Origin of the sequence: Sphingomonas sp. DC1600-2 (genome assembly GCF_049897605.1) — a bacterium.
GTDB lineage: Bacteria > Pseudomonadota > Alphaproteobacteria > Sphingomonadales > Sphingomonadaceae > Sphingomonas.
Genome location: NZ_JAFCWO010000011.1, coordinates 1 through 26418, shown reverse-complemented (window position 1 = coordinate 26418; position 26418 = coordinate 1). Strand labels below are relative to the sequence as shown.

At 64.2% G+C, this 26418-nt stretch carries 21 protein-coding genes, 1 tRNA gene and 1 CRISPR repeat array; of the genes, 10 read left to right on the top strand and 12 right to left on the bottom strand.

Annotated features, from left to right (window positions below; genetic code table 11):
* Positions 1–24: 24 nt before the first annotated feature.
* Both ACP7BL_RS15290 and ACP7BL_RS15285 read left to right on the top strand, forming a co-directional pair.
* The gene (locus ACP7BL_RS15290) at positions 25–963 is read left to right on the top strand and encodes an RcnB family protein (RefSeq protein ID WP_426258754.1); all 939 of its coding nucleotides are present in this window, start codon (positions 25–27) and stop codon (positions 961–963) included.
* Between the two features lie 87 nt (positions 964–1050).
* Positions 1051–1731, top strand: coding sequence for a prolyl hydroxylase family protein (locus ACP7BL_RS15285; protein WP_426258753.1), 681 nt, complete (start codon positions 1051–1053; stop codon positions 1729–1731).
* 9 nt (positions 1732–1740) lie between these two features.
* Here the strand turns inward: ACP7BL_RS15285 and ACP7BL_RS15280 are convergent, their stop codons facing one another.
* Entirely contained in the window at positions 1741–4026 is a 2286-nt protein-coding gene (locus ACP7BL_RS15280; RefSeq protein WP_426258752.1) for a penicillin acylase family protein, read from the bottom strand.
* Positions 4027–4129: 103 nt separating this feature from the next.
* Here ACP7BL_RS15280 and recJ point away from each other — a divergent pair, with 103 nt between their 5' ends.
* The 3 genes from recJ to ACP7BL_RS15265 all read left to right on the top strand — a co-directional run bounded on the left by recJ (position 4130) and on the right by ACP7BL_RS15265 (position 7452).
* Complete coding sequence (recJ, locus tag ACP7BL_RS15275; RefSeq protein WP_426258751.1) at positions 4130–5905, top strand: single-stranded-DNA-specific exonuclease RecJ; 1776 nt, start codon at positions 4130–4132, stop codon at positions 5903–5905.
* 79 nt (positions 5906–5984) lie between these two features.
* Positions 5985–6059, top strand: a tRNA-Glu gene (locus ACP7BL_RS15270).
* A gap of 163 nt (positions 6060–6222) precedes the next feature.
* Positions 6223–7452: a tyrosine-type recombinase/integrase gene (locus ACP7BL_RS15265; protein WP_426258750.1), complete on the top strand. Its 1230-nt coding sequence runs from the start codon at positions 6223–6225 to the stop codon at positions 7450–7452.
* Between the two features lie 98 nt (positions 7453–7550).
* A CRISPR array of direct repeats spans positions 7551–9762; the repeat unit is 32 nt; unit sequence GTTTCGATCCACGCCCCCGCGCGGGGAGCGAC.
* Between the two features lie 198 nt (positions 9763–9960).
* On the opposite strand, the gene cas2 is transcribed toward ACP7BL_RS15265, so the two are convergent.
* From cas2 to traA, 8 genes are all read right to left on the bottom strand, one after another.
* A complete protein-coding gene (gene cas2, locus ACP7BL_RS15260; protein WP_339467938.1) occupies positions 9961–10251 on the bottom strand; it encodes a CRISPR-associated endonuclease Cas2 in 291 nt (96 codons plus the stop codon).
* Positions 10252–10255: 4 nt separating this feature from the next.
* Positions 10256–11296: a type I-C CRISPR-associated endonuclease Cas1c gene (gene cas1c / locus ACP7BL_RS15255; RefSeq protein ID WP_426258749.1), complete on the bottom strand. Its 1041-nt coding sequence runs from the start codon at positions 11294–11296 to the stop codon at positions 10256–10258.
* Positions 11297–11299: 3 nt separating this feature from the next.
* Positions 11300–11962, bottom strand: coding sequence for a CRISPR-associated protein Cas4 (gene cas4, locus ACP7BL_RS15250; RefSeq protein ID WP_426258748.1), 663 nt, complete (start codon positions 11960–11962; stop codon positions 11300–11302).
* A 3-nt stretch (positions 11963–11965) separates the two neighbouring features.
* A complete protein-coding gene (cas7c, locus tag ACP7BL_RS15245) occupies positions 11966–12898 on the bottom strand; it encodes a type I-C CRISPR-associated protein Cas7/Csd2 (protein ID WP_126847191.1) in 933 nt (310 codons plus the stop codon).
* Positions 12895–14694 carry a type I-C CRISPR-associated protein Cas8c/Csd1 gene (cas8c, locus tag ACP7BL_RS15240; protein WP_426258747.1) on the bottom strand — a complete coding sequence of 600 codons (1800 nt, stop codon included), beginning with the start codon at positions 14692–14694 and terminating at the stop codon, positions 12895–12897. Before cas8c ends, cas7c begins: the two co-directional genes overlap by 4 nt.
* Entirely contained in the window at positions 14691–15356 is a 666-nt protein-coding gene (gene cas5c, locus ACP7BL_RS15235) for a type I-C CRISPR-associated protein Cas5c (RefSeq protein WP_426258746.1), read from the bottom strand. Before cas5c ends, cas8c begins: the two co-directional genes overlap by 4 nt.
* A gap of 431 nt (positions 15357–15787) precedes the next feature.
* Positions 15788–18097 (bottom strand): CRISPR-associated endonuclease Cas3'', encoded by a 2310-nt coding sequence (locus tag ACP7BL_RS15230; protein ID WP_426258745.1) that lies wholly within the window; start codon positions 18095–18097, stop codon positions 15788–15790.
* Positions 18098–18210: 113 nt separating this feature from the next.
* Complete coding sequence (gene traA, locus ACP7BL_RS15225; protein ID WP_299111297.1) at positions 18211–21102, bottom strand: Ti-type conjugative transfer relaxase TraA; 2892 nt, start codon at positions 21100–21102, stop codon at positions 18211–18213.
* 172 nt (positions 21103–21274) lie between these two features.
* On the opposite strand from traA, the gene ACP7BL_RS15220 reads away from it, so the two are divergent.
* From ACP7BL_RS15220 to ACP7BL_RS15210, 3 genes are all read left to right on the top strand, one after another.
* Entirely contained in the window at positions 21275–21601 is a 327-nt protein-coding gene (locus ACP7BL_RS15220; RefSeq protein WP_299111300.1) for a conjugal transfer protein TraD, read from the top strand.
* Positions 21558–21866, top strand: a complete 309-nt coding sequence (locus ACP7BL_RS15215) for a conjugal transfer protein TraD (protein ID WP_426258744.1) — start codon at positions 21558–21560, stop codon at positions 21864–21866. The genes ACP7BL_RS15220 and ACP7BL_RS15215 overlap by 44 nt, the downstream gene beginning before the upstream one ends.
* A 73-nt stretch (positions 21867–21939) precedes the next feature.
* Positions 21940–22446: a MucR family transcriptional regulator gene (locus ACP7BL_RS15210; protein WP_426258743.1), complete on the top strand. Its 507-nt coding sequence runs from the start codon at positions 21940–21942 to the stop codon at positions 22444–22446.
* Positions 22447–22492: 46 nt separating this feature from the next.
* Here ACP7BL_RS15210 and ACP7BL_RS15205 read toward each other — a convergent pair whose 3' ends face one another.
* Both ACP7BL_RS15205 and ACP7BL_RS15200 read right to left on the bottom strand, forming a co-directional pair.
* The gene (locus tag ACP7BL_RS15205; protein ID WP_299111288.1) at positions 22493–23458 is read right to left on the bottom strand and encodes a FecR family protein; all 966 of its coding nucleotides are present in this window, start codon (positions 23456–23458) and stop codon (positions 22493–22495) included.
* A gap of 16 nt (positions 23459–23474) precedes the next feature.
* Positions 23475–23999 (bottom strand): RNA polymerase sigma factor, encoded by a 525-nt coding sequence (locus ACP7BL_RS15200; protein WP_299111285.1) that lies wholly within the window; start codon positions 23997–23999, stop codon positions 23475–23477.
* Positions 24000–24111: 112 nt separating this feature from the next.
* Here ACP7BL_RS15200 and ACP7BL_RS15195 point away from each other — a divergent pair, with 112 nt between their 5' ends.
* Positions 24112–24357 carry a helix-turn-helix domain-containing protein gene (locus tag ACP7BL_RS15195; RefSeq protein WP_299111281.1) on the top strand — a complete coding sequence of 82 codons (246 nt, stop codon included), beginning with the start codon at positions 24112–24114 and terminating at the stop codon, positions 24355–24357.
* Positions 24358–24424: 67 nt separating this feature from the next.
* On the opposite strand, the gene ACP7BL_RS15190 is transcribed toward ACP7BL_RS15195, so the two are convergent.
* A complete protein-coding gene (locus tag ACP7BL_RS15190; RefSeq protein ID WP_299111278.1) occupies positions 24425–26200 on the bottom strand; it encodes a ParB/RepB/Spo0J family partition protein in 1776 nt (591 codons plus the stop codon).
* On the opposite strand from ACP7BL_RS15190, the gene ACP7BL_RS15185 reads away from it, so the two are divergent.
* The coding region (locus ACP7BL_RS15185) for a hypothetical protein (RefSeq protein ID WP_426258742.1) at positions 26199–26418 on the top strand (220 nt) is incomplete at its 3' end. The genes ACP7BL_RS15190 and ACP7BL_RS15185 overlap by 2 nt on opposite strands.

Below are 26418 nucleotides of genomic sequence, written 5' to 3'. Positions count from 1 at the left end.
CTGGACGAAGAGAAGGAAGTTTTGATGCGCAAGTCTATGCTCGCCGCAATCATGGCGGCCTCTGCGTTGATCCCGGCGGCCGCAATGGCGCAGGAGGGCAACGACCGGCCGCATCGTGAAGAGGGCCAGGGCCAACGAGAAGGACGCCCGCAGCGCCCGGCGATGGTCGGAGATGCGGGCCGTCCGCAATGGCGGCGTCCGGAGGGTCAACCGGCCGGGCAAGCGCCCGCTGCCCGTCCACCAGCACCACAATCGCAAGCTCAGCCCCAGGCGCAACCGCAACCGCAACAGCCCCAGGCACCAAGGTGGTCAGGGCGGGATGATCGCGGTGGACGCCCGAATGGCCAGGGTGGCCGACCGGGTTTTCGTCCCGACTTCGGCAACGATCGTGGCGACCGCCCGCAGGGACAGCCCTCGCAGCAGCCGGGCGGCCGCCCGTTCGATGGTCGCCCCGGGTTCAACGGTGGTCCGAATGGCGGGCGGCCGGCGTTTGACGGAGCCCAGCCGGGCCGCGATCCCCGCTATGGCGGCGGTGCACAACCCGGCCGCGGGGATCCGCGCGGCAATGACGGGCGCGGCGGCGATTGGCGCGGTGACCGGCACGACGGTCGTCCCGGCTACAATAACGGCTGGAACAACAACGGCAATCGCGGCTGGAATCGCGACTGGCGGCGGGACAACCGGTATAATTACAACTATTACCGGATTCAGAACCGCAACATCTACCACCTTCCCCGGTATTATGCTCCCCCAGGCTGGGGCTATGGCTATCGCCGTTTCTCGATCGGCTTTACGTTAAATTCGTTCCTGTACGACCAGGATTATTGGATCGACGACGCCGACTATTATCGGCTGCCGCCAGCCTACGGGCCCTATCGCTGGGTGCGCTATTACAATGACGCGCTGCTCGTCGATATCCGCACCGGCTATGTCGTCGATACGGTGTACGACATTTTCTGGTAACCACCCGATCAGGGGCCGCAAACTTGGGTTTGCGGCCCCTGTTTTTTCGAGTTGTTTTTTCGAGCGCGCACGGCAAAGTCCCGCGCCATGGCTCTGTTTGCAAAGAAATCCGGCGGCCCCTCGCCTGTGCGCCGCCTGGTCGGCGAATCCGTTTCCCGTCGGCTCGATGCCAATCCGGCCGTGAAGCGCGCCAAGGTCGACGAGGCGCAGATTTTCTATCATCCCGATTTTCTTGATGCCGCGACCTGTGACCGGCTGGTTGCCCTGATCGACGCCAATCGCCGCCGCTCGACTGTCTTGGCCGAGGAATCGGTGCAGGATTTTCGCACCAGTGACAGTTGCGACATGGATCGCTGGTCGCCCGACGTCCGCCCAACCGACGAGGCGATCGCCGATCTCCTCGGTATCGATCCGGTCCACGGGGAAACGATGCAGGGCCAGCGCTATGCGGTCGGCCAGCATTTCCGCGCGCATTTCGACTATTTCAACGAAGCCCAGGCCTATTGGCCCAAAATGGTCGAAACCGGCGGCCAGCGCACCTGGACGGCGATGATCTATCTCAACGATGTCGAGGAAGGAGGTGCCACCTGGTTCCCCACCATCGGCATCCGCGTCGCTCCGAAAAAGGGGTTGCTGCTCACCTGGAACAACATGAAACCCGATGGCGACCGCAACACCGCCACGCTGCACGAAGGCATGCCGGTGGTTCAGGGGACGAAGTACATCGTCACCAAATGGTTTCGCGAGGGCAATTGGATCAAGGCGTGATCGATCCGCTTATTCGCTGATCCGCACGCTCTTGTGGCCCCCGTCTGCCAGGATCTGTGCCTCGGTAAAGGGCAAATGGTGGAACCGCTTCGCCGAAAATTCGCGGGTCTGGTCGCCGAAATAGGGCGATGCCGGATCGGTCGACTGCGAATAGCTGAGCAACGCGTCCGCCACCGGCCCCAACGTGTCGAAGGTGACAATCTGGACATAGCTTGACCCATGCTTCGGCACGATCCCGCCCGGAACGGGGTCGGATTGCTGGACGTTGAGCACCCCCAATTGCCCGGACGCGCCGTGGATCGGGATATGGTCCTGCCCGCGTACCGCGAACTGCACATCGCCCCAGCGCGCGTCGAGTGCGATCCCCTGCTTTGCCAGCGTCGCCGCCGCTGCCTTCAGCGCGGCAAGCAGTTTCGTACCCTGCGCGCCGCCCGTCACGAAATCGCGCGGCGTGTGGACCGGATCGGCCTTGTCGAACGGCACCGCCCACAGCCCCGGCAGCGACCGCACGCCCTCCCAGAAGGTCGCGAACAGATACGCGCCCCGGCTATCGAGATTGAAGCGCCGGTCCCATCCGCTCAGCGCCGCGCACGCCGCCGCTACATCCTCCTGCCCGCGACACAAAGCCAGTAATGGATCGATCGCCAGTTCGGCCGCCAGGCTCTTATTGGCAAAGGCCATCGCTTCAGCGGCGGCGGGGTCGACCTTGGTGCCCGGCAATCCATCGCTGCCGTTCAGCCGTCGGTCGATCTCAATCAGACCGGAGCGCGTCCGCAACGTCCGCTCGCTCTCGGTCGTGCCCAGGACAGGCGAGCGGATCAGGGCAGGCACTTTGGGGTTGCTCAGCCAATAACTGTCATTGCTGTTCGCGACATAGTCCTGGCGTTCCAGCACCGCCTGATCGCGCGCGGGCATCAGCCCGGCAACCGGCGTTCCCGCAGCCCGATCCCAATCGCAGACCGAGCGACTGCCATCTAGCAAAATGAGCTTGCCCTTCAGGACGCCGGACAGCGGCATCCCGCACGTACGCACCTTCTCCGCCGATACGTTGGGCACTGCTGTTACATCGGCGTGCAGCGCATTGCCCGCGCGATCGGCGGCGATGGTGTTGACCCACGGAATACCCAGCGTCCGCTCCACCGCCGCGCGCACCTCGCCGACGCTGCGCGCTTGCCCGATCGCGACCCAGGTTTCCAGCGCCCGCTGGTTATTGTGGTTGGCATCGCGCAAGGCGTAGGCCTGCGTCTTGGTCCAGCCGAACCCGGCCAGCGGATTGTAAACGATCGGCCCGTAGCGCGTCGTATAGGTCGTCCGCTGTACCGGCGGAGCGCCATCCGGCATCGGCACCGAAATCACCTGCCGCCGCATCGCCTCGCTCTTGCCATCGACCAGATATTTGGTCGGGTCGGCGGGATCGAGCTTGAGCTGGAACACCGTGAAATGCTGCGCTGCCGTCACCGTATGCGTCCAGGCGACATCCTTGTTAAAGCCAAGCGTTACGATCGGCGCACCCGCGATCCCCACGCCCATCGCATCATACTGGCCGGGCAAGGTCAGGTGCATCTCATAAAAACGCGACGGCCCGTTCCACGGAAAATGCGGGTTTCCGACGACGAGGCCGCGACCGTTGGCGGTGACCTCTTTGCCGAAGGCCCAGCCGTTGCTGCCAAAACCAATGTCGCGCGGCCGCAGCGGGTCTTCACCAGGGATGAATGCAGCCTGTGTCCCGCCGGGCGGCACCGCGTGGACAACCAGTGGCGCCAGCGCCAGCGAGCTTGCCAGCAACATCTGCTTCTCGTTCAGCCGCAGCATATCGTCGAGCGTGATCGGGCGAACCCAGCCCTTGCCGCGACACTCGCCGGGGACACCCGCCGGGCCGATATCGCGCAACAGCTTGTTATACCCCGCGACATAACCGCGCACGAGCGCGCGCGTGACAGAATTGCCGCGCGCCATACCCGCCCGCAAGGTCGGCACGTCGATCACCGAACGGAAGAAGACATCCGATGAGAGATTGTCGATCTTGTCGAAGCCGAGCACCGCGCTCTCCTTCGGGCCAAACCAGCGCGATCGCTCACCCGCCACGGTCGCGAACTCCTCGGCCAACATACACAGATTGTCCTGCGCATAGGCATAAGCGACGCCGTAGCCGAGGCCACCCCATGTGGTCGCGCGGATATGCGGAATGCCGAAGGTCGTGCGGGTGATCGTCGCGGAAAAATGCGCCGGAGCGGCCCCCACCGGCGTGGCCGCCATCAATGCCAACCCCAACGCCGCGCTCGTCACGTACCGCATCGCCCCACCCTCTCTTGTTTTTTGGCATCGTCGCACAGCGCGTGGATGCGGTCCAGCCGCGCCGTGATTTGCGCGATGGCGACATCGGCGTAGGAGGGCGGCAATGAACACCGTGCTCAACATCACCCATTCGATTCTCGGCCAGCCGTGGCGCTGGCGGATGCTGGAGACCGACGCGCGTGACCCCGGCTTCGCGCCCGATGATCTGGTCACGCAATTGCTGCTGGCACGCGGATGCCCGCGTGATGCGCTGACGGCCTACAAAACCCCCAGCATCCGCACCTTCATGCCCGATCCCTCGATTTTCCGGGATATGGACCGCGCCGCTGATCGCCTTGCCGACGCAGTGCAGGCAGGTGAGCAAATCGCGGTGTTCGGCGATTATGACGTCGATGGCGCGACCTCGGCGGCGTTGATGATCCTGTTGTTGCGCGACCTTGGCCTGGAGGCGCGGCCCTATATTCCGGACCGGCTGATGGAGGGTTACGGCCCGTCCGGCCCGGCACTGGTGCGCCTGAAGGACGAGGGCGCCAGCCTCATCATCACCGTCGATTGCGGCGCGCAGGCGTTCGAGGCGCTGGAAATGGCGCGCGTCGCGGGCGTGGACGTTGTCGTGGTCGACCATCACAAATGCGCGAGCGCCCTGCCCCATGCACTCGCCCTGGTGAACCCCAACCGGCTCGACGAGACCGAGGGGGCCGCGCATGGCCATCTCGCCGCCGTCGGCGTCGCCTTTCTGCTCGGGGCCGCGCTGATTCGTGCACTGCGCACGCGCGGATTCTTCGCCGATCGTCCCGAACCGAAATTGCTCGATTTGCTCGATCTGGTGGCGCTCGGCACCGTGGCCGATGTCGCCTCGCTCAAGGGCCTCAACCGCGCCTTCGTCGCGCAGGGGCTCAAGGTGATGGCCAAGCGCGGCAATATCGGGATCGACGCGCTGCTCACCGCCTCGCGGCTGACTCGCGCGCCGACCAGCACCGATCTCGGCTTCGCGCTCGGCCCCCGCATCAATGCCGGTGGGCGCGTCGGCAAGTCCGATCTCGGTGTCCGCTTGCTGACAACGCGCGACCCGGGCGAAGCCGAACGAATCGCAACCGAGCTCGACCGGCTCAACGAGGAACGCCGGGCGATCGAGGGGATCGTGCAGGAAGCCGCCGAAATGCTCGCCGCACACAAGAGCAACCGCGCGGTGATCGTCGTCGCCGGGCACGGCTGGCACCCCGGCGTGATCGGGATCGTCGCCGGACGCCTGAAGGAGAAGTTCGGCCGCCCGGCACTGGTCATCGCGCTCGACGATGCGGGCATCGGCAAGGGTTCGGGGCGATCGATCCCCGGCGTCGATTTGGGAGCCGCCGTGCTCGCCGCGAAAGAGGCCGATCTGCTGGTGGCGGGCGGCGGCCATGCGATGGCGGCTGGCCTGACGATTGCCGAGGACCGCATCGAAGCTTTTGGCGACTTTCTGAGCGAACGTCTCGACGCCGCCGTCACCCGCGCGATGGGCGACCGCGCCTTGTTGCTCGACGCGGTGCTGAGCGCGCGCGGCGTGACGCCCGATCTGGTCACGACGATGGAGGCCGGCGGCCCTTATGGCATGGGCTGGCCGCAACCGCGCGTGGTCGCGGGGCCAGTGCGCGTGCTCAAAGCCGATGTGGTCGGCAACGGCCATGTCCGCGCGATCGTTAGCGGGGATTGCCCTGGCGGCGGCGGTGGCACGCTGAAGGCGGTCGCCTTCCGCCAGGCCGACACCGCGCTGGGCCAGGCCTTGCTGGGTGCGGCACCGCATCGCCGCCTGTGGCTTGCGGGTCGCGCACGCATCGACGATTGGGGCACCCGCCCCGCCGCCGAATTGCACATCGACGATGCCGCCTGGGCCGATTGATTCAACAAATGCGACACAATGGGTTGACCAACCCGTCCGCTTTGCCTAACCGGCCCTTCGCTCCCGAGCATTCGGGCACGGCCCCTTCGTCTAGCGGTTAGGACGCGGCCCTTTCACGGCTGAAGCACGGGTTCGATTCCCGTAGGGGTCACCAAAATGCCTTCCCAAGGCATGCCAAAACGTACCCTAAATGGCTGTTTTCTGCGGTTTTTTGTGGTATAGCCGTCTCAGTCAGATCGGCGAAATACCACTGCATACCAGCAATCTGATGGTATTTTTGATGGCACAGCGCCGGTCGCTTGGATGGAGATACCATCATGCCGTTGTCGGTAGTGGCGATCAAAGCGGCCAAGAGTCGCGACAAGGCGTACAAGCTGAGTGATAGCGACGGGCTCTACCTGCTCGTGGCACCGTCCGGCGCTCGCTACTGGCGGATGAACTACCGTCACCTTGGCAAACAAAAGACCCTGGCATTCGGCGTATGGCCCGACACTGGGCTAGCCGAGGCTCGCGCGGCCCGTGACGCGGCGCGCAAGGTGCTGGCGCGGGGCGATGATCCTGCCGAACGAACCAAGCTCGACCGGATTGCTGCGACGGTGGCAGCTTCCAACAGCTTTAAAGCCGTGGCGGACGAATGGCTGCTCAAAGTCAAGAAAGAGGGTCGCTCGACGGTCACGATGAAGAAGCTACACTGGCTGCTGGGCTTCATTAACGCAGCGATTGGGCAGCGCCCGGTCGCCTCGATCTCCGCGCAGGAACTGCTCATCATGCTGCGCAAGATGGAGGCCAGAGGTCGATACGAGACGGCAAAACGGCTCCGCAGCACCTGCTCGCAGATTTTTCGCTATGCCATCGCAACTGCACGCGCAGAGCGCGATGTCGCCGCCGACCTGCGTGGCGCGCTGATCGTACCCAAACACGTTCACCGCGCCGCGATCACCACGCCCCCGGAGGCCGGCGCACTGTTGCGCGCCATCGAGGCGCTGGAAGATCATCCGACGACCGGCCTGGCGCTTCGCCTCCTACCGCACGTATTTGTTCGGCCTGGAGAGCTGCGTTTTGCCGAATGGGCGGATTTCGATTTCGGCAAAGCCGTTTGGACGATCCCGCCGCAAAAGACCAAGATGCGGCGAGCGCATTCGGTACCGCTCTCCCGTCAGGCGCTTCGAATCATCGAATCGATTGAGCACGACGCCGAGCACAGCTCGTATCTTTTCCCATCGCTACGTTCGGTTGAGCGACCGATGTCGGAGAACACCATCAACGCAGCTCTTCGTCGAATGGGGTACGCGCAAGACCAGATGACCGGCCATGGCTTTCGCGCCATGGCGGCGACGCTGCTGAACAAGATGGGGCTATGGCACGCCGACGCGATCGAGCGCCAACTTGCCCACTGCGACAACAATGCCGTGCGCCGCGCCTATACCCGCGGCGAATATTGGGAAGAGCGCGTGCGCATGATGCAGCACTGGTCAGATCATCTTGATTTCCTTCGCGATGGCGCCAAGGTTCTCGACGGCAAGTTCGGGAAGGTGAAGATCTCATAGCGGCGGTTGCAACTGCGTTGGCGGCGGAATAGCTGCTTTCAGGTGCCCTTGGGGTAAAACCAGTCTTTCGCCATATGACTCTTAAACAGCAGGACCGAGTTTTGATCCACGCCCCCGCGCGGGGAGCGACCAACGGCGGCGGCCGGTGCCGCGACGGCCGCGCTGTTTCGATCCACGCCCCCGCGCGGGGAGCGACCACCCGCCGCTTTGCATCCACACTGTGGCAACCAGTTTCGATCCACGCCCCCGCGCGGGGAGCGACTCCCAAGCAACACAAACCGAACGTAACCAGTTCATGTTTCGATCCACGCCCCCGCGCGGGGAGCGACCTTCCGCCGCCGGTGAAAACAAGCCGGTCATCGTGTTTCGATCCACGCCCCCGCGCGGGGAGCGACGCGCGCGCATCTCTTCGACGCGCAGCATCAGATGTTTCGATCCACGCCCCCGCGCGGGGAGCGACCATAGTATGCACACCAAAAGGTGTCGCCGCTGGTGTTTCGATCCACGCCCCCGCGCGGGGAGCGACGCCCATCGCCGCCTGCGCGATCGACGACGTGACCGTTTCGATCCACGCCCCCGCGCGGGGAGCGACTTGTATGGCCCCTTGGCGTACTCGAAGCTGGCCCCGTTTCGATCCACGCCCCCGCGCGGGGAGCGACCATCGACCTGCTGGCGGAAGGCCCCCTAGACCCGTTTCGATCCACGCCCCCGCGCGGGGAGCGACCTGTGCGCCAGTCGGTTCGGCCAGGCGCATTTCGGTGTTTCGATCCACGCCCCCGCGCGGGGAGCGACGCGCTTCCTCGAAGACGCCAGGCGCATTGACCGGGTTTCGATCCACGCCCCCGCGCGGGGAGCGACGCGCTGCTGGTAGCCTGCTCATCTCGGGGTACTACGTTTCGATCCACGCCCCCGCGCGGGGAGCGACGGTCGGTATCAGCGCGGCGCGACGCCGAGCTTGGGTTTCGATCCACGGCCCCGCGCGGGGAGCGACGCTGGAGGTGGCGGCATCAGACATGCCAGAAAGCGTTTCGATCCACGCCCCCGCGCGGGGAGCGACGTCAGAACAAATTGCGTAGCGCCTTTGCCCATTGGTTTCGATCCACGCCCCCGCGCGGGGAGCGACATGCGTCTGGATTTACGGGTTACACCGAGGCAGGTGTTTCGATCCACGCCCCCGCGCGGGGAGCGACAATCGCGAAGCGCGGGTTCGGTCACGCTGTTCATGTTTCGATCCACGCCCCCGCGCGGGGAGCGACCGTCGGTCCCGGTGATTATCCCACATCGGGCCCCGGTTTCGATCCACGCCCCCGCGCGGGGAGCGACCACTATCACCAGCTCGCGTGGCCCCATGTCATTGTTTCGATCCACGCCCCCGCGCGGGGAGCGACTTTTGCAGCATGACAGCCTGCACGCCTACCAGCGGTTTCGATCCACGCCCCCGCGCGGGGAGCGACATGCCGGAACCCGGTGAACGTCATGTCCTTGGGGTTTCGATCCACGCCCCCGCGCGGGGAGCGACGCGTGTGGCGCTTCACGTCGCCCTCGTTGAGGCGGTTTCGATCCACGCCCCCGCGCGGGGAGCGACCTCGAAATAGAGGCGTGCGCTTTCCTGATCCGGGTTTCGATCCACGCCCCCGCGCGGGGAGCGACGGCTCGACGGGAATTTTATCTTTGGTGACGCACGGTTTCGATCCACGCCCCCGCGCGGGGAGCGACTTGATCGGCTCATTGATGCTGCTATGGCCGACCCGGTTTCGATCCACGCCCCCGCGCGGGGAGCGACACGCGCTGGTCGAGCGCGGCTATCCAGTTGATGCTGTTTCGATCCACGCCCCCGCGCGGGGAGCGACTTTATATACCGTCTCTAATGGTGGAGACAGAAAGTTTCGATCCACGCCCCCGCGCGGGGAGCGACTTTGCTAGAATGTCGTTAATCATGGCGGGCAATAGTTTCGATCCACGCCCCCGCGCGGGGAGCGACCAGCAGGAAGGCCGCTACGGTGGAGCGATCGGTGTTTCGATCCACGCCCCCGCGCGGGGAGCGACCATAGTCGGCACGCGTCTTCGCCTTCTTCGACGTGTTTCGATCCACGCCCCCGCGCGGGGAGCGACGGTTTCCCTACCGCTATCGGCAGTTCCCTTGAAAGTTTCGATCCACGCCCCCGCGCGGGGAGCGACCAGCGGGACGCGCAGGTTCGACGGGATGTTTTTGTTTCGATCCACGCCCCCGCGCGGGGAGCGACGAAAACGGCTGCCGACATACAGGCGATCCGTGGTGGTTTCGATCCACGCCCCCGCGCGGGGAGCGACGCCGCGGTGCTTAATACAATGAGAAAGAGCGGTAAATCCGGGCTTCAGCGCGAAAGTGGCGCACACTTCACATAAACCAAGGTGCTTTCACCCCCATTCCCAATCATCGCTATGAAAAGCATGTGTTTTTACCCCGCGCGAACCTTCCCGTGCGACGTCAACACATTGGGGTTCGCGCACCCTGCCGCGACAGAACGTTCAGAACAGCAGCGGGCCGTCCAGATCAAGGACCGGCTTGGCACCGACATGCTCGACTCGCCGCTGGCCATCGGCACCAAGCCGATAAAAGCGAAGCGAATCCTTTTCCGCATCAATTTCCCTTAAAAGCGCGGCGCGCAGCAATGCCCATTGCGCCGGATCGACCTCGCATTCGAACACCGAATTCTGCACGCGCTGGCCAAGGTCCAGACAGGCCTTGGACACCCGCCGAAGCCGACGTCGGCCCGCTGCGTCCTCGGTGCTCACGTCATAGGTTACCAGCATCAGCATCGCGTCACTTCCATATGAAGGGCGGGTAACCGTCCAGATCACCGCGCAAGTGCCGCGCCAGCAGCTGCGCCTGCACATGCGCCACCAGCCCCATCGGCATGCTTTCCCCAAGAAAGGGATGGCGCAGTTCGCGCTTCTTGCGCTCCTGCCAAGCGACCAGCACGGCCTTACGACCATCCTCCGTCAACGACACGGCACCGCCCTCGTCCACCGCGAAATCGCGAGTTTTAAGCTGCCCGCGATTGATCAAGGTCAGCGCCAGCCGATCGGCCAACACCGGGCGCAGTTCCTCCATCAGATCCAGCGCCAGGCTGGCGCGGCCGGGTCGATCGGCATGGAGCAGCCCGACCTGCGGATCGAAGCCCACGCCTTCGAGCGCCGAGCGGCAATCATGCCCGAGCATCGCGTAGAGAAAACTGAGCAGCGCGTTCACGCGATCGAGCGGAGGTCGGCGCGAACGCCCAGCAAAGGTGAAGACGGGTCGCTCCCCCTGCAGCATTGCGTCGAACACCCCAAAATAGACTTGCGCCGCCTCCCCTTCATGCCCGCGCAGGCTATTGATATCCTCCGCCTGCGCAGCTCGGCGCGCGACGTGGCCCAGCCGCGCCTCTGCGGCCGTAAGCGCAGCATGCGCTTCGGGGGCGAGCCGGTCGCCATGATCGCGCAGCGCGCGGCGGATCACAGTGCGCTGGTTGGCCGCCTTGGCCGTGACGATGCCGCGCACGATCGGTACCGCGCGCACGGGATCGTCGGCGACGCGGTGCTGCGTACGGCGTAGCAAGACGTTGCCAGTACGCAGTCCCTCCACCCGGGCGAGGAACTTGCCGTTGGGCGTAAGGAAGGAGAGTGCAATCCCCGCCTCGGCGCAGGCGGCCATCAGCGCGGGCGAGGCACCCGGTCGGCCGAAGCACACCACCCCTTCCAGCAGATGCATCGGCACGCGCCCGCGCTCGGCACCCTCCACCTCGACGACGATATTGGCCCCGTCCTTGCGCAGCCAGGCATCCTCGGTGGTGACGTAGATGGTGTTGAGGTGGCGCCGCATCGGTCATTCCTCCGGCAGGGCATCGGGTTCGGCGAGCTGGCGCAAAAGCCAGCGCTGGACGGCGGGCGGACGCTCCAGGCGCTTGGGCTGGCACGCATCCGCCAGCGAGCAGCGACGGCAGGCCGGTTTCGCCTGGGGCGGCGGGGTATGGCTGGCGGCGAGCATCGCCCGGGTTTCGGCGGCGAGCGCGATCGTCAGCGCGCGCAACTCGGCATCGAAGGTGACGCGGCTGCGCTTCTTCGTCTGGGCATAGAACAGCGCGCCTTCAGGAACGGCGCAGCCGAACATCTCCTCCAGGCACAGCGCCTGAGCGCAGAGCTGCACTTCGTCGGCGCGGTGCGCCTTGGGGCGACCACGCTTATACTCGACCGGATAGGGCACGTCGCGGACGAACTCGATCGCGTCGGCCTTGCCCGCCAGGCCGTGTTCAAACGAGCGGAGGACCAGCCCCCGCACCGTTCGGACGCCTGCGCGACGATCCGGTCGACCGCCATCGACCCGTTCATGGAGGATGCGCCCCTCGGCGGTGGCACCGTCCTCCGCCCAGATGCGCTCGACATGGATCAGCGCGCACTGGCGCGGGCAGAACAGATAATGCTGCAACGCCGACACCGGCACCAGCGCGTCTTCGGCGGCGGGGTCCGGGGGCGGCGCGCGCATCGCCATGCGTCAGTATTCGAGGATCTCGACGCCCGCCGGTGCGCCCTCTCGATCTATCGTGACCTTGTAATCCTCCCATTTGCGCGCGGGCGGCCAGTTGTCGGTGGCGGTGCTGCCGATTTCCTGCACCGACCCTTCGTGGACGCGCCAGGTTTTCACCCGATCGAACAGGCTCTGCGCCTGGGCGTTGCCGAGCGCGCTCTGGTGGCGGAAGACGATCAGCTTGCGGCTGGCCATCTCGCCGCGCGCGGCCGAGCGGTCATGGTCGAACATCTGGGTGAGCGCCTGCCACAACAGTTCGAGATCGCTTTCCGAAAAGCCGGTGCCCTTGGTCGGATGGCTGGCGAGCGGCGCGGAGACGAAGCCGTGGACGCGGTACAGGCCATAAGGGACGATATGCTTGCGGCCCATGGTGCGCCCGCCCTTTTCCTCGGCATCCTTCTCGGTCGTCGCGGCCATGCGCGTGATCGAGATTTCGAGCGGCAGGATGCGCTCCACCGATTTGGCGAAGCCGAACTGCACCGGCCCGCGCACCTGCCCGGCGTTGACGCCCGTCGTCATCACTGCGCCGAAGGTGCGGATGTCCCAGAAATTGGTGCACATCCAGCGGGTGAGTTCCTGCGCCTTCTGCTGGTCCTTGGGCAACCGTTTGAAGTCGTCATCCTTGGTAACCTCGGGCAACAGCGCCTTCCATGCCTTCTTGTGCTGGTTGTTGAGCGTGGCGCCTTCGGTCATGTAGATCTCGAAGCCCGGTTCCTGCTCTTTCACCAGCGCGACGAAGTTGCGGACCTTGCGCTTCAGCGCAACGTCCGACACCAGCCCCTGATTGGTTTCGGGATCGAGCCGGGGCATGTTGCCGGCATCGGGATCGCCATTCGGATTGCCGTTCGTCACGTCGAAATACAGGACGAACTCGTGGCGCTGTGTAACCGGCGTGCTCATGCTTCCCCCTCGGTCTCGTCGGTATCGGTGAGCGCGGTCGGATCGAGTTCCCCGACCTTATCGCTGCTCAATTTGGTGGCGCGTTGGTGATAATAGCCGATCGCGAAAGCACCCTGCTTCTGCAGACTCAGCGAACGCGGCAGTTCGGGTACAAGATGGCTGTGGATCTCCTCCAGCTCGCGCTCGATCAGCGTGGCCCAGCCCGGCTTTTCCTTGCGCACCTTGGCGAGGTGGTTCTGGCCGCCGCGCACGATGATCGGAAATACGCTGGCCGGCGTGGCCGAGGCAGCGCCGAAATATTTGTCGCGGATGCTGGCGTTCACGCGGCCCAGCGCCGCGCGCTGCGCCAGTTCATAGACGGCAAACAGGCGACCGAGCTGATAGCCCGGTTCCTTATAGTCCCGTTCCAGGCTCATCGGAGGTTCTCCATTGGAAGCACGATAATCAGGTGCTCGGGCCAGCACGCCGCGGATCACGGCTGCGTGCCAGCCGGTCCCCGCATTGTCGCCCGCGCGAAGACGCATCAGCACAGCGGCGAGAAGCGACAGGGGATAGGCAGTGCCCGACAGCACCGCGCGCATCACTTCCCCCGCGAGCAGCGCGGGCACGTTCTTCATCTCGCCCTGCGCCGCCACGGTTTGGGCGAGCAGTCGGCGGACCGACGGAGCCGCCCCCCAGTTGCGCGGAAGCGGTTCGATCCGCATGTCCCGGTAATGCTCCGCGAGACGGCGGGCAAAGACATCCAGCGTATCGGTCAACCAGAACCGCACGGAGATGCGCGCCGCATTGGGCGATAGGCCCAGGACATGGAAGCGCGTGCCTTCGGCGATGTCCGCGCGCAGATCGGCCACCGGACGTCCGGCAGCAATCTGCTCGATCTGCGTCCGCAGGAGGGCAACTTCCTTCTCGTCGGTGATCTCTCGCGTATCCGGCTCCATCATCAGCGCCATGAAGGCGTCGGCAGCCTCCGCCTCCGCCTTGCTCGCATCCGCCCAGAACACCACGGTGGCATCACCGATGGGGCGCGACAGACGGTTGCCGCTGTCGCGCTGCAACATGCGGTTGAGTGCCGCGCCATAGCGGAACGCCGCGCCCTCGCTGGTCGGGGCATTATCACCCTGCTCCTTGCCCAGCGATGTGAAGGCATCGAGATTGAATGACACCAGTGCAGCACCCGAAGACTGCCCGCCTTCCACGCCCTTGATCGTCGGGTGCAACCGGGCGACCGGTGCCACCTCCCCCGTCACCAGGCAGAAGCGGCCCGGCACATCCGCGCCACGGCTGCTGGCCGCGTCCACCAACACTCGCGCGGCGGGGCGCTCGTGCAGGAAGCCGAGTTCGCCATCGAGCCGGAACATCACATTGGCGTCGAGCATCTCCGCGCCGCCATCCGGCAGCGTCTCGAACTGCTCAGGCCGCCAGCGTTCCAGAAAGCGTCGAAGCGCGACCAGCCCGGCATCCTCATGCCCCGCCAATCGGTCCAGATGGAGGGCGACGAACGCGGCATGTTCATCGGCCGTTCGCTTGCCTTCGCCCGCAGTGCGGCCCAGCACATAGGCAGTCTTATCCCAAAGAAAATTGGGGGCAATGGCTACCGTCCGCTTGAGAGCCGCCGGCACGACCCGAAGCGTGGGCTTTGGCTTCTTGCCCGACAGATCATGCAGATTCTCGACATCGATCACCTGACCGTCGGGGCTGAGCACGATGCACCAGCCGAACTTCTCCTGGCTCCATCCTGGCGCGGCGACATCCGGTATCCGAGCATAATATCCGTTCAGCGCCTGGAGGATCGTCATCGCACCACCGCAGCGGCGTCGAACGGCGGCACCTCGATCACGCCGCCCTTCATCTCGGCCCGGAAAAAGCGCGATTCGTTGCCGCGCGCGAAATCGATATCGTGCAGCATCCAACCCAAATCGGAATCCGGCTTGTCGAGCGTGCTGGGCGGCAGCGCAGCACCGTCCTCGATCAGCGCGAATTCGGCTGGAAACTCGCGCGTACCCAGACAAGGGCGATGGAAACACTGGCCCTGTGCCGCGCGGCGATTGAACATCGCGATATGCTTGGCGGCGCTGTCGTCCGGCCCGGCGCGCTCGGTCATGGTGAAATGGGCCTCGATCACATAGGCGACATCGACCAACACCAGCGCCGCCCGTTGCTGCCGATTGTCGTCCACTACGATGCCCAGCCCATCGGTGGTCCCGCGCTTCATCGCGCTGGCGGCGTTGGCGGCGCTCGCCTTGGCACCCACTTCGTTGCGACGGATCGATTGGAACCGGATCGGGTTCAGCACATGAATTCGATCGACCTGCCAGCGGATCGCCGGCTTCCAGTGGATGGCCTCCAGGATGCCGCGCGCGGCGGAAGGCGTAATCACGTCATAGCTGACGCGCTCGACCTTCATCTCCGGGCGAGTAAAGCAGGCGTAATCGCCCCAGATGTGTAGCCTGACCGACATTTATCCCGCCTACGGCACATTATATACCGGAAAAATAACTTCGCAATCTCTCGAAAGTTTGCGGTGAACCCATTTGAGGCGACCTGTCGCATCATATCCACGCCCCCGCACGGGGGGCGAATCTAATCAAGGTGAAGTTGATCTTATTTAACTGTATTTCGACCCGCACCTCAAATGGAGTGGGGCTGCCCTCTTTTGAGAGACAGCCCCTTTTATCACCGTAATGACCGGGCTATGGGCCACATAGCGCTGATCCTTTCTGCCCTCGGCTGAAGGCTCTCGTGATCCGGCGCCTGGAAATTCCCGCAAAGTTTTGATCCAGGCGCCGAACATCGCTTACGCAACCAAAATGGTGAGCGCAATATATATTTCTAATCAAGTGAAGTGAACATATTACACTGTGAACTGCCAATCTGCGGCAGCAGCGCGTATCAGATGATGTTTTGCTCCGATCCACGCCATTCCGGGGCCGAAAGCGCCAGGCCCAGACAGCGGTCATACAGGGACATGTCACCCAAGCGCACGAACCGATCCCCATAATCCTCCCACACGACCCCCGCATCTCCGTTCGCCAACATCGCGGCGCGGACTAGCTTTGGCACCGGCACGACATATTGCTGGAGCTTGCGCAACGTTCCCGCCGGTGGGAAGTCGGCATGGGCAAGCGCGCGCAGCGCCTCCTCGGCATCCGCGTCATACGGAATGAGCACCGGGTCCATCACCTCGTCGATCACGCGGAAGGCATCCGAGATCGTAGCAAAGGGAAAGTTAAAGCCGCGCGCGTCCGCGCTGTCCCGCACAGCCGGGACGATCGCATAGGGTTCACCGCGCCCGGTCGCCCGATCGAGCGCCGCATAGCCCTGGTGCCAGTACAGCGCGCGATAATAATGCTGGATCGCCTCCAGGCTCAGCGGGTCTTCGGCATGGAGGCGCAAGGCTTCGCGGGCCGGAGTATAAAAGGCGTGGATGGCGGGCGGGATGCGCTGATCGGCCGGCTCGAACACCACAGCGCGACCGAAGCCGACCAGTTCGCCGCCCCGATTACAGCGCCCGGCCGCCTGGGCAACGTTCGACAGGCCCGCGGCTGCACGCCACACCTCTGGAAAGGACACGTCGACGCCAGCCTCGATCAGACTCGTCGCCACCAGTCGTACTGGCTTGCCCTCCGCGAGATCGGCGCGGACCTTGGCAAGCACCTCGCGCCGGTGCCGGGCACACATCAGCGTCGTCAGGTGGCGCGCGCCCGGCTGATCGCTGATCGCATCGAACAGATCGCGCGCATGACCGCGACTGTTGACGATGCACAGCATCTGCGGTTGTTGAGCGAAGCGCGCGACAATGGTCGCATCAGGCAGCGGCTCCTGCCGCCATTCGACCGAGACCCGCTTGAGGGCCTGGTACAGCGCGGCAGGATCGGGTGCCAGTTCGCGCTCGGTGGGAATATCGAATCCTTCGGCAACGCCTCCGGGTGTCGAGTGTGGCAGGGCACCGTCCTGCTGCCGCAATGCAGGCTGGGTCGCTGTGCACAGCACCACGCTCGCCCCATAGTTCTTGGCCAGTTCATCAATCGCCGCCATGCACGGCCGCAGCAGATGCACCGGGATCGATTGCGCCTCGTCGATCACGATCACGCTCCTGGCCAGATTGTGCAGCTTGCGCGCACGACTGGTACGGGCAGCGAACAGGCTTTCAAAGAACTGGACCGCCGTGGTCACCACAATCGGCACGTCCCAGTTTTCCGTGTCCCGTCGCAGCTTGGCGAGACCGCTGACACCCTCCCCTTCGGCATCGCCCTCCCCGGCGGGTTCCCGCCGATCCCAGTCGAAGCTGGAATGATGCTCGAGCACATCGCCCTTCAACCGCTCTCCCAGCGCATCGCGAAAGACATCGGCCGTCTGTTCAATGATCGAGGTGAAGGGGATGACGTAGATGATCCGATCCAGCCCGTGCGCGCTGGCATGCTCCATCGCAAAACTGAGCGACGTCAACGTCTTGCCTCCGCCGGTGGGGACCGTCAACGTGAACAGGCCCGGCTCCAGCCCGGCCTTCGCCACGGCATGGTCCAGGATTTGCGAGCGCAGTTTGTTGACGGGCGTGTCCTCACGTCGATGCTTCGCCATAAAGGCGCGGACGGCATCGCGGTGGCGAAGGTCTACCTTTCCCCCGCGCTGCGGCGGCGCAAGCCCCTCAGCCGCCGCATAGAAACGCTCCGTCTCCAGGAAATCGGCATCGACAAGACAAGAAAAGAGCATCCGGACCAGGAAGAAGAGGCTGAAGGCCGGTTCGATGGCGTTGCGATGCGGTTTTCTGAGCTTCGCCAGCAGCGTAGCAAGGTCGGGCAACGGCGGGGCGTGCACCTCCCACCCGGTGTAATCTTCGACCGTCTTGTTCTGGCGTTCGGTCAGGGCGTGCCCGTCCATTAGGCCGCCGTGATGGCCCGCAATGCCAAACCCCATCAAACGACCGAGCTTGCCGTACAGGCAGACAGCTTCCTTCGCCCCCGCCGTGCTGTGATCCGGGCCACGCGTCTTAGCCTCGCTCGTCTGGGGCGTTCGAATGTAGCGCTGATAGGCTTGGGAGTGCTTGCCAATGTCGTGCAATATACCCATCACTTGCGCGACTTGTGCCGCGCCAAAGACGGCGGCAAATGCCTCGGCGCGCGCACCCACTTGCCGCAGATGATGGGACAGCGGCTCCCACTCCGCTTCAGATCTGCCCGGCAAAGAATGTGCAAAACTCAAGGAGCGTTCCATCCGGCATATTCTAATTCTAAAGCGTCAGCGTTACTACCATTAGAGATCTACACTGAAACAAGGTCAACATGCGATTATTTTCAGCGCTTACTTGAACGAATTCACACTTCAACGCCAAGCCCCCTGGTCCGCCTCCACCCGATCATTTCCGCGAGGCTATGACCGATGCTGCGATTGGGCGTTGCAGGTAACCCGAGTTCGCCCTTGCGTATCCGCAGGATCGACTCGACCTGCGGATCGCGCTCCAGGCTCTTGGCCATGCCGATCATTTTGGTCTCGACCATCCGGATCTTGCTGTCCTCGTTGTAGCGTCGAAGCGCCTGACGCTGGCGCTCGAGGCTTTGCCAGCGTTGAACAAACACATCGGCGCGGAGCGTCGGGTTCTCGCGCATTTCCGCTTCGAGCTGCATCGCCCGGATTGTGGCTGCGGTGCGCCCTTTGGCGGATTCGTCGATCAGCCGATTATCGTGCGCCATGGCAGTTTCGAGATCATCGACCGCGTGCGGGCGGATAGTGTCGAGCGATCGGCGGCTCGCGACGAGTTCTGCCTTCTGCTCGTCGGTATAGGGCTCGCCCACGCTTTGGGCGAACCTCATGGTGCCCACGATACGACCATGACGCTCAACTGCTGCTGGGAGCGCAAGATCTGCGTTCGGAACCGAGGCCTTTGGCGTTGGCTCGAGCGTGATGGGCCGAAGCTGCAAGCCGTCAAACCGGCTGCGCGCGCGCTCCTGTTCCGGAACGCGCCCGGGTGCAGGCACGGCGATCCCGCGCGGATTGGCAGCGCGCGAGCCGGAAGCATCGCGCGCATAGTCGGATGCCATATCTTTGGACCGCTCGCGCGACAGCGTTTGGACAAGCTTGGCCTCATCGGCAAAGTCGTCCTGCCCGTAGTGCAGCTGAACGCCGTCGCGGTGCCGCGACAGCGCGACATAGGCGGCATGGCGATCGAGACCCGGCGTGGCCAGCACATGCACGCGATCAACCGTCACGCCCTGACTTTTGTGGATGGTGGCGGCATAGCCGTGATCCACTGCGGCATAATCCTTGATATCGAACGCTACCGACCGACCATCGTCGAGCATCACTGCCATGCGCCTCGGGGTGACGCTCTCGATTTGTCCGAGCGATCCGTTTTTCACGCCCATACTGCGCTCGTTGCGACCGAACATCACCCGGTCGCCAGCAGCAAAGCGTCGCTCGCCTTTTTCGACATGAAGCACGACATCGCTACCAAGCGCGCCAGCGCGCGCCAGCCGCTCGCGCGCCGCCAGGTTGAGTGCGTGCACTTCGTCGTTGGTGTGCGTAAGAATGATCCGGCTCGCACCTAGCTGCGCGATCCGTTCGCGATCCCAGCGCTCGACCAGATCGGCGCGCGCTTCGTCTCGCGTGGCCGCAACATGCACCGCACCGTGCTTGCGATAGGCAGCGAGCGCCTCGCCAGTGCGCTCGGTCGCCAACTGGCGCGTGGCACTCCGCTGCCAGTCGACCTTCTGGCGGCGGATGTCGGTGATCTCGACGCTGCCGTGTCGCTCCGCAATCGAGCGAAACGCGGCGCCCGCCTCGATCGCTTGAAGCTGCTCGGGGTCACCCACCAGTACCACCTTGGCCCCGCGCTTCTCGGCTTCGGCGATGACGCGTTCCATCTGCCGGGTCCCGATCATCCCGGCTTCGTCGATTACAAGGACGTAACTTGACGATAGCAATCCCTCGCCTTTCGCCCACTGGTGTTCAAGGCTGGCGATGGTGCGCGATGCGATACCGGAACCGCTCTCCAAATTCTCGACGGCTATGCCCGACAGCGCCGCCCCCTGAACGCGGTAGCCCGCGCTTTCCCACGCTTCGCGGGCAACGCCGAGCATCGCCGACTTGCCGGTCCCGGCGTAGCCGATGACCACGCCGATCCCTTGCGCCTTGGTCACGTGATCGAACGCACTGTGCTGCTCAGGCGAAAGGCTCATCCCGCGCATTTCCGCACGGACCAATGCGAGCTTGCGGTGTTGCTCGCCGACGCCATAGCGGCGGTGGGATTCAAGATTGGCGGTTGCACGCTCAAGCCGCTGCTCGGTCTCGATCATCGCGCGTGACGTGAAGCGCGCTTCTCCGCGCCCGTCCTTGCCGAGCGCGACCAGCTCCGGCGCGGCCTTCACCGCTGCCATCACGCGATCGAACTGATCCTTGTCGTCGCTGTGCCGGTGCACAAACATTGCGAGATCGCGGTTGGTGAAGGTGGCTTGCGTGCGGGTGATCGCGTCGAGTGCGATACCCGGCTGCGCGATGATCTTCTCGCCGTTCGCTCGGGCGATTTCGTGATGCTCGTCGAGCCGTTCTGATGCCAGACCCTGCGCCGCCATGCGCGAAGCGGCCGGGCCGATCTTGTGCTGCGGCTCCAGGTCGATGCCCTGCGCCTCCAGCGAGCGGTGAGCGATCCGCGAATCGATATCCAACTCGGCCAAGCGCGTGTTGACGTGTTCGCTCCAGCGCTCACGCCATTTCTCCAGCAAGTCGGTGCGATTCCAGTCGCGGTTCTTCTTGCCGAACCCGTCCTCGCCAACATCGCGCATGGTCAGCATGACATGCGCGTGCGGCTTGGCCTCGCCGTCCGCGCCGATATCCCAATGCACATTGAGATCGGCGACCATGCCCCGCTTCACAAACTCGGTTTGGACGAACTCGCGCGCCAACCGAATGCCTTCCGCCTCGTTCAACTCGCGCGGGATCGCGAACTCGATCTCGCGGGCAAGCTGCGCGTCGATCCGCTTCTCGGCCGCTTCAGCTTCGTTCCACAGCTTTTCGCGATCGGACAGATGCTCAGGCGCGCCGTCGGGCAGCAGCACTTCGGAATGGACGACGCCAGCCTTATTCGAGAAGTCGTGATGCCGATCGAGGCGTTGGTCATGCAGCCGCGACGCCGAACGATACGCAGCAGCGGCCACCGCACTCGAACCATTGGCGCGGGAAATGATCTTGGCCGAGAAGTGATAGATCGCCATAGCGAGCCACCATCTACACTTCAAAGCGCACGTCGGCACGACGTATAAGCGCGCCCTCAAAACATTTCATGTATTTTGGGACGTCGAAGTCCCAAGACATTTCAACGCATTGCCGCTGATCGACTGCGGCGATATTTGGTTCGTCCTCCACACACAAGCAGAGGACTGGGTGATGCGTAAGCCCCGCGATTTCGATGCTGAACTGAAGGCGCTGAGCAGCAAGGCAAAGCTGCTGCGCGACCGCAAACTCGTGCAATTGGGCGAGTTGGTTGTGGCAACGGGTGCCGACACCCTGCCGATCGAAACCCTGGCGGGTGCGTTGCTCGCCGCCGCAGGGACGAACGATAGCGCGACACGGGAGGCGTGGCGCAAGAGCGGCACGGCCTTCTTTCAACGGACGCCACGCAGCGCTGCGGTCAACGCTGGTCGCGATGCAGGCGGCGACCCGGCGGACAATGGCAGCGCGCAATCGTCTGCTGTTGATGCACGCCCGGCATGACACGCGCGATTGGCAAGTGAAGCGCCGCGAACGCACACGCCAGTTGATCGAGCTTGGTGGCCTGATCGCAAAGGCGGGCCTGATCAAACTGACCGATGACGATCGCGCGGTGATCTTCGGCCTATTGATCGAAGCCGCCGCGCGCCTGCGCGGCGACGATCAAGAACAGATGCTGGTGCTGTGGCGAAGACGCGGGAAACGCGCCTTTGCAGACATGTTCGAGACATCTGACGGCGATAAGAATGCCTCTCAAGCGAGCACGTAATAGCCAGTATTGGCTATTGCGCCGCCAGCTTGCTACTGACGCCCGCTGAAAGCTTCCATTGGACAGAACCCGAATGACTGACGAAACACCATTGAATGCCGTCGAACTCGCCACTGAACTGACCATCGCCTGGCTCGGCAACAACAGCAATCGCGTTGCTGCAGACGATGTTCCGGCCTTCCTGCGCGCGATGCACGCGACGATCACAGAGCTTGGCGCAAAAGGCGGTGCTACGGATACCGCAAGCGACGAATCCGAAGAGGCTGAGCAGTTCACTCCAGCCGTCACGGTGCGTAAATCGCTCGCGTCGAAGGACCACATCCTCTCGATGATTGACGGCAAACCTTACAAGACGCTGCGCCGTCATCTTTCGACACACGGGCTGACGCCGGAAGAGTATCGCCAGCGCTATAATCTCAAGGCCGATTATCCGATGGTCGCCGAGACCTATTCGGAGCAGCGTCGCGCCATGGCGGTGAAAATCGGGCTCGGGTCAAAGGGTCGCCAGGCCAAGGCAGCCGCTGCGCCAGTGGCAACGCCCGCAAAGCGCGGACGGCCGAAGGCGACGCAGCCTGCGTGATGGAAAGTCTGCGCCCGCGCGATCCGGGATCGCGCGGGCGTGAACGTCACGGCCGCAGCGTAATTGAGCCGTCGCTATTGGTCTGCGCCTTCAGCGGCAGAACCGTGGTGACGGCTGCTGTGAAACTGCCGACATCGCCTGTTTCGACCGATCCGCTGATCCGCGCGTGGGCAAAGTCCGCCGCGTCGAGCCGGACCGGCGTTTTAACGTAGCGATTGACCTCGGCGATCGCGCGTTCGAGCGTCATGCCGTCAAGCACGATGCGCCCTTGGGTCCATGCGAGCGCGGGCGTGGTCTCCACGGTACGAACGGCGCTCCGCTGCGCGCCGTCGAGGGTCAGCCCCTGCCCTGCCCGCAACTGCGCAATGGGCTGCTCGCCCGAACTGACCCGCACCCTTCCCTCGACTAGCGTCACGTCGATACGGTCGCCGCTGCGCTGGACATCGAACTGCGTGCCCGTCGCCAAAACACGCGCATCGCCAGCCTCGACGGTGAACGGCCTCGCCGCGTCGTGCGCGACCGTGAAATACGCCTGTCCGCGCGCCAGCGAAATGCGGCGCGCCTTCTCACGCAAATCAACTGTCAGTACTGTGTCGGTATCGAGCATGACCTTCGATCCATCGGCCAGCCGGATCGTGCGCTGTTCGCCGATCGTGGTTGCGTATCGATCGCCGCTTAAGGGCCATGCGCCGAAGATCGCGAGGCCGACGACGCCTACTCCGATTACAGCCGCCGCCATCGCGCCGATGCGGAGCGATTGTCTGTCGGATGGGCCAGCAGATCGCGTCAGCGCTTGCGCTGTCGCGGCGGCAATAGCGGGCCGACCAGCCAGCGTACCGGTCTCGCGATAGAAAAGATCGACCGCGTCGAACGCCTCGCGATTGCCGGGGATCTTGCGCCATTCGAAAAACTGTTCGAGCGTTCGCGCGGAAACGGGAAGCGTCTCCAGTCGCGCATACCAATGCGCGGCCTGCTCAGTGGCGTCATCGCCGTCCACCTCATTGTCATTCATGAGACTCTGCCGCCGTCTAGTCGCGTACTTTGCTCATGCACAACGCCAACGCCTTGCCCATCCGCCATTCGACGGTCTTGACCGAAATCCCGAGTGCCGCCGCAATCTCGACATTGCTCATATGCCGGAAGCGGCTGAGCACGAAAACGTCGCGCATCTTCTCGGGCAAGTCGAGCACGATCCTCTCAAGTTCGACCGTTGCTTCTTGCTCAGACATGGCATCCCGACCGCCGAAGCCCTGAGCGACGGTAGCACCCTCCTGATATTGTTGGCGAACCGCCTCGCGCCGCTTGCGATCCCGAAACAGGTTGAGCGCCGTCTGAAACAGGAAAGCGCGTGGATGCGAGATGTCGGCGGCAACTGGCCGGGCGGCCCTCAGCCAGGTGTCCTGCATGATGTCGTCGACATCGGCTGGCTGCAAACGCAAGCGCGCCGCGACGAGGCGGCGAAGCCATTCGCCATGATCGCGGTACAGGTCTTCGACCGACACGCATTTCAGACGATCAGCGTTCGACCAGCGATTTTCATACGATCCGGCCATGGCATGGCTCCAATCTTCCGCAAGGATCAGCTCAAGCCAGACATCGTGCCACAGTCAAAATGGGTCGTAAATACCGTGGTCATAAATACGCTGTCGAACGACCTTCCAGCCCGTGGCAAGGATTTCGGGAACGCAGACGACTTCTAACGCGCTTGTTGCGCTGGGAACGGCTATCCGCGCTCGACGCAAGTCATTGGGCCTGTCTCAAGAGGCGGTGGCTAATTCTGCAGGGTTGGACCGATCTCATATGGGAAAGATCGAACGCGGCGAACGCAACGTCACGTTGCTCAACGTTATGCGCATTGCGGGCGTGTTGAGAACATCTGCGTCGGAACTGTTAGCCGAAGCCAAATTGTGATTCGTGATGGGTATTTCACCGCATCATGTGATGACCGGCGGTGCCAACAGGCACCGCCGGGATCGGATCATGCCGCACGGGCGATGGACAGAACCTGCGGGGTCGCCGCTTCAACGAGGCCGCCCAACGCCATGCTGCGACTGACCGTCTGCACCCCGTCGCGCAGCGTATAGGCAGCAGGCGGAAACGCCATCCAGCGCGGCACCCAGCCTTCGACCTTGCCGCGACCGTTTGCACCGGTCAGGCAATCGCGGATGATTTGCCGCTTTACCTTGCCGGTCGCCCCCTCATTGGCGGTGGCAACGCCCGCACCCCCGACATCGCTCAGGATGCAGCCCAACACTTCGCGGTCGCGGATCAGGTCGAGCAACGCGTCGTCGGCCTCCCACACGCCGCGCATCTCAACACCAAGATGGACACCGAGCAGTTCGATCAGCGCACTGCCCGCCTCCAGCGTCTCGGCCATGACGATGGCGAGCACATCGCGCACCGCACTATCGGTCAGCCCGAGTAGCCGCACGAACAAGCCCGCAAGGCCGTGATCGCAATCATAGCCACCGGTGACGGTGGGCATGTCGGGATCGAAGCCCAGCAACGCCAGTACGGCGCGCCGTCGTGAATCGAACCCGGCTTCGGAGGCGCAATTCTCGACGCTCTCGGCAACCGCGTCATTGGCCGTTCGCTGCGGCTCGACCGACACGCGCCATAGCGACGACCCGGCAATCGCGTGCGCCACCATCAGACGCAGCGCCACCGACGGATTTGCCGCCACCGCCGACCGCACTGCGGCATGCCGGTGCAGATCGACATAGTTCTGGATCGGCGCACTGAGCTCGGGGCGGACTGGCTTGTCACTCTTCTCAGCCCCCTCTCCCACCGCCAGCTTGCGCGCTTCCTTGGTGGTCAGATAGCCTTCGTGGAACGCGACATCGCCGCGTGGTCCAACAGCCACGAACACCTTGCCGCCCTTGCGCTTGGGCGTGCGCTCATGTTCCCATGCATGGAAGGGCTCGCCGGTCGGCAGAACGACGACATCCGACCAGCCTGCCTGGGTGTAGGCCTCGACGCGCTCGGCAATCGCTGCTTCTTGCGACACCCAGAACGCCTGCGGGTCGGCGAAATAGCGATCCTCGCCGAACAGGTCGGCCACGATATCCCCGATGTAGCGCTCGAGGTCGAACAGCGCGGCCCGTACCGGGATCGACGCGCCTCCAAATGCCCATGCCTTCACGTGATGGCCGGTCGGGCAATAGGCGGCTGGATCGTCGAACAGCGCCAGCCACTCCTGCTGCCGTGCCTTTGAAACAAGGGTCAGATGCCGCACGGTCGCGGCATCGATCTCTCCTTTGCGGTAGAGACCCCGAATGCGGGGCAGCAAATTGCCGAGCGCCAGCGTCCGTTTCACCTGTAGCTCGGTCAGCCCGAAGGTCAGCGCGATCTCGTCCGGTGTTCGGCCTTCGCGCACCAGCCGGGTAAAGCTCTCCCAGCGCATCACCTCATCGGGATCGAACCGCGCGATATTCTCGATCAGCGAGGCTTCGAGAGCTGCGGCATCATCGCCCGCCGCCATCACCGCGCACGGCAGCGGCTCGGCTTCACCGCTTTCCTGCGCGACCGCGAGGGCTGCATGATAGCGCCGCTTGCCCGCCACGATCTCATAGGTGTCGGGACTGCCCCCGTCGACCGGTTCAGCACTGGGTTTGGCCCGCACGATCAGCGGCACCAGCACGCCGCGCGCGCGCACCGATGGCAAGAGGCTGGCCAGATCGATGGGTTTACCCTTCACCCGCATGTTGGCAGGCGAGACGGACAGGTTGGCGATGTCGATATGCTTGAGTTCCATGATCCTCACTCCTTCAAACACCGCACCCGGCGCCGGAATGGCGGGGGAGCGGCAGGAGCGGACCGGCAGGCCCGTCGGCAGAGGCAGGCTGCACCCAAAGGGCACTGTCAGGATTTCCGTGTGTGGGCGGGCGGTTGAACATTACGCCGCCATGGCCCTGATGAAGCGCTCGCCGAAGATGACGGCGAACTGGGCCTTGGCCATGGACCACTCCCGTG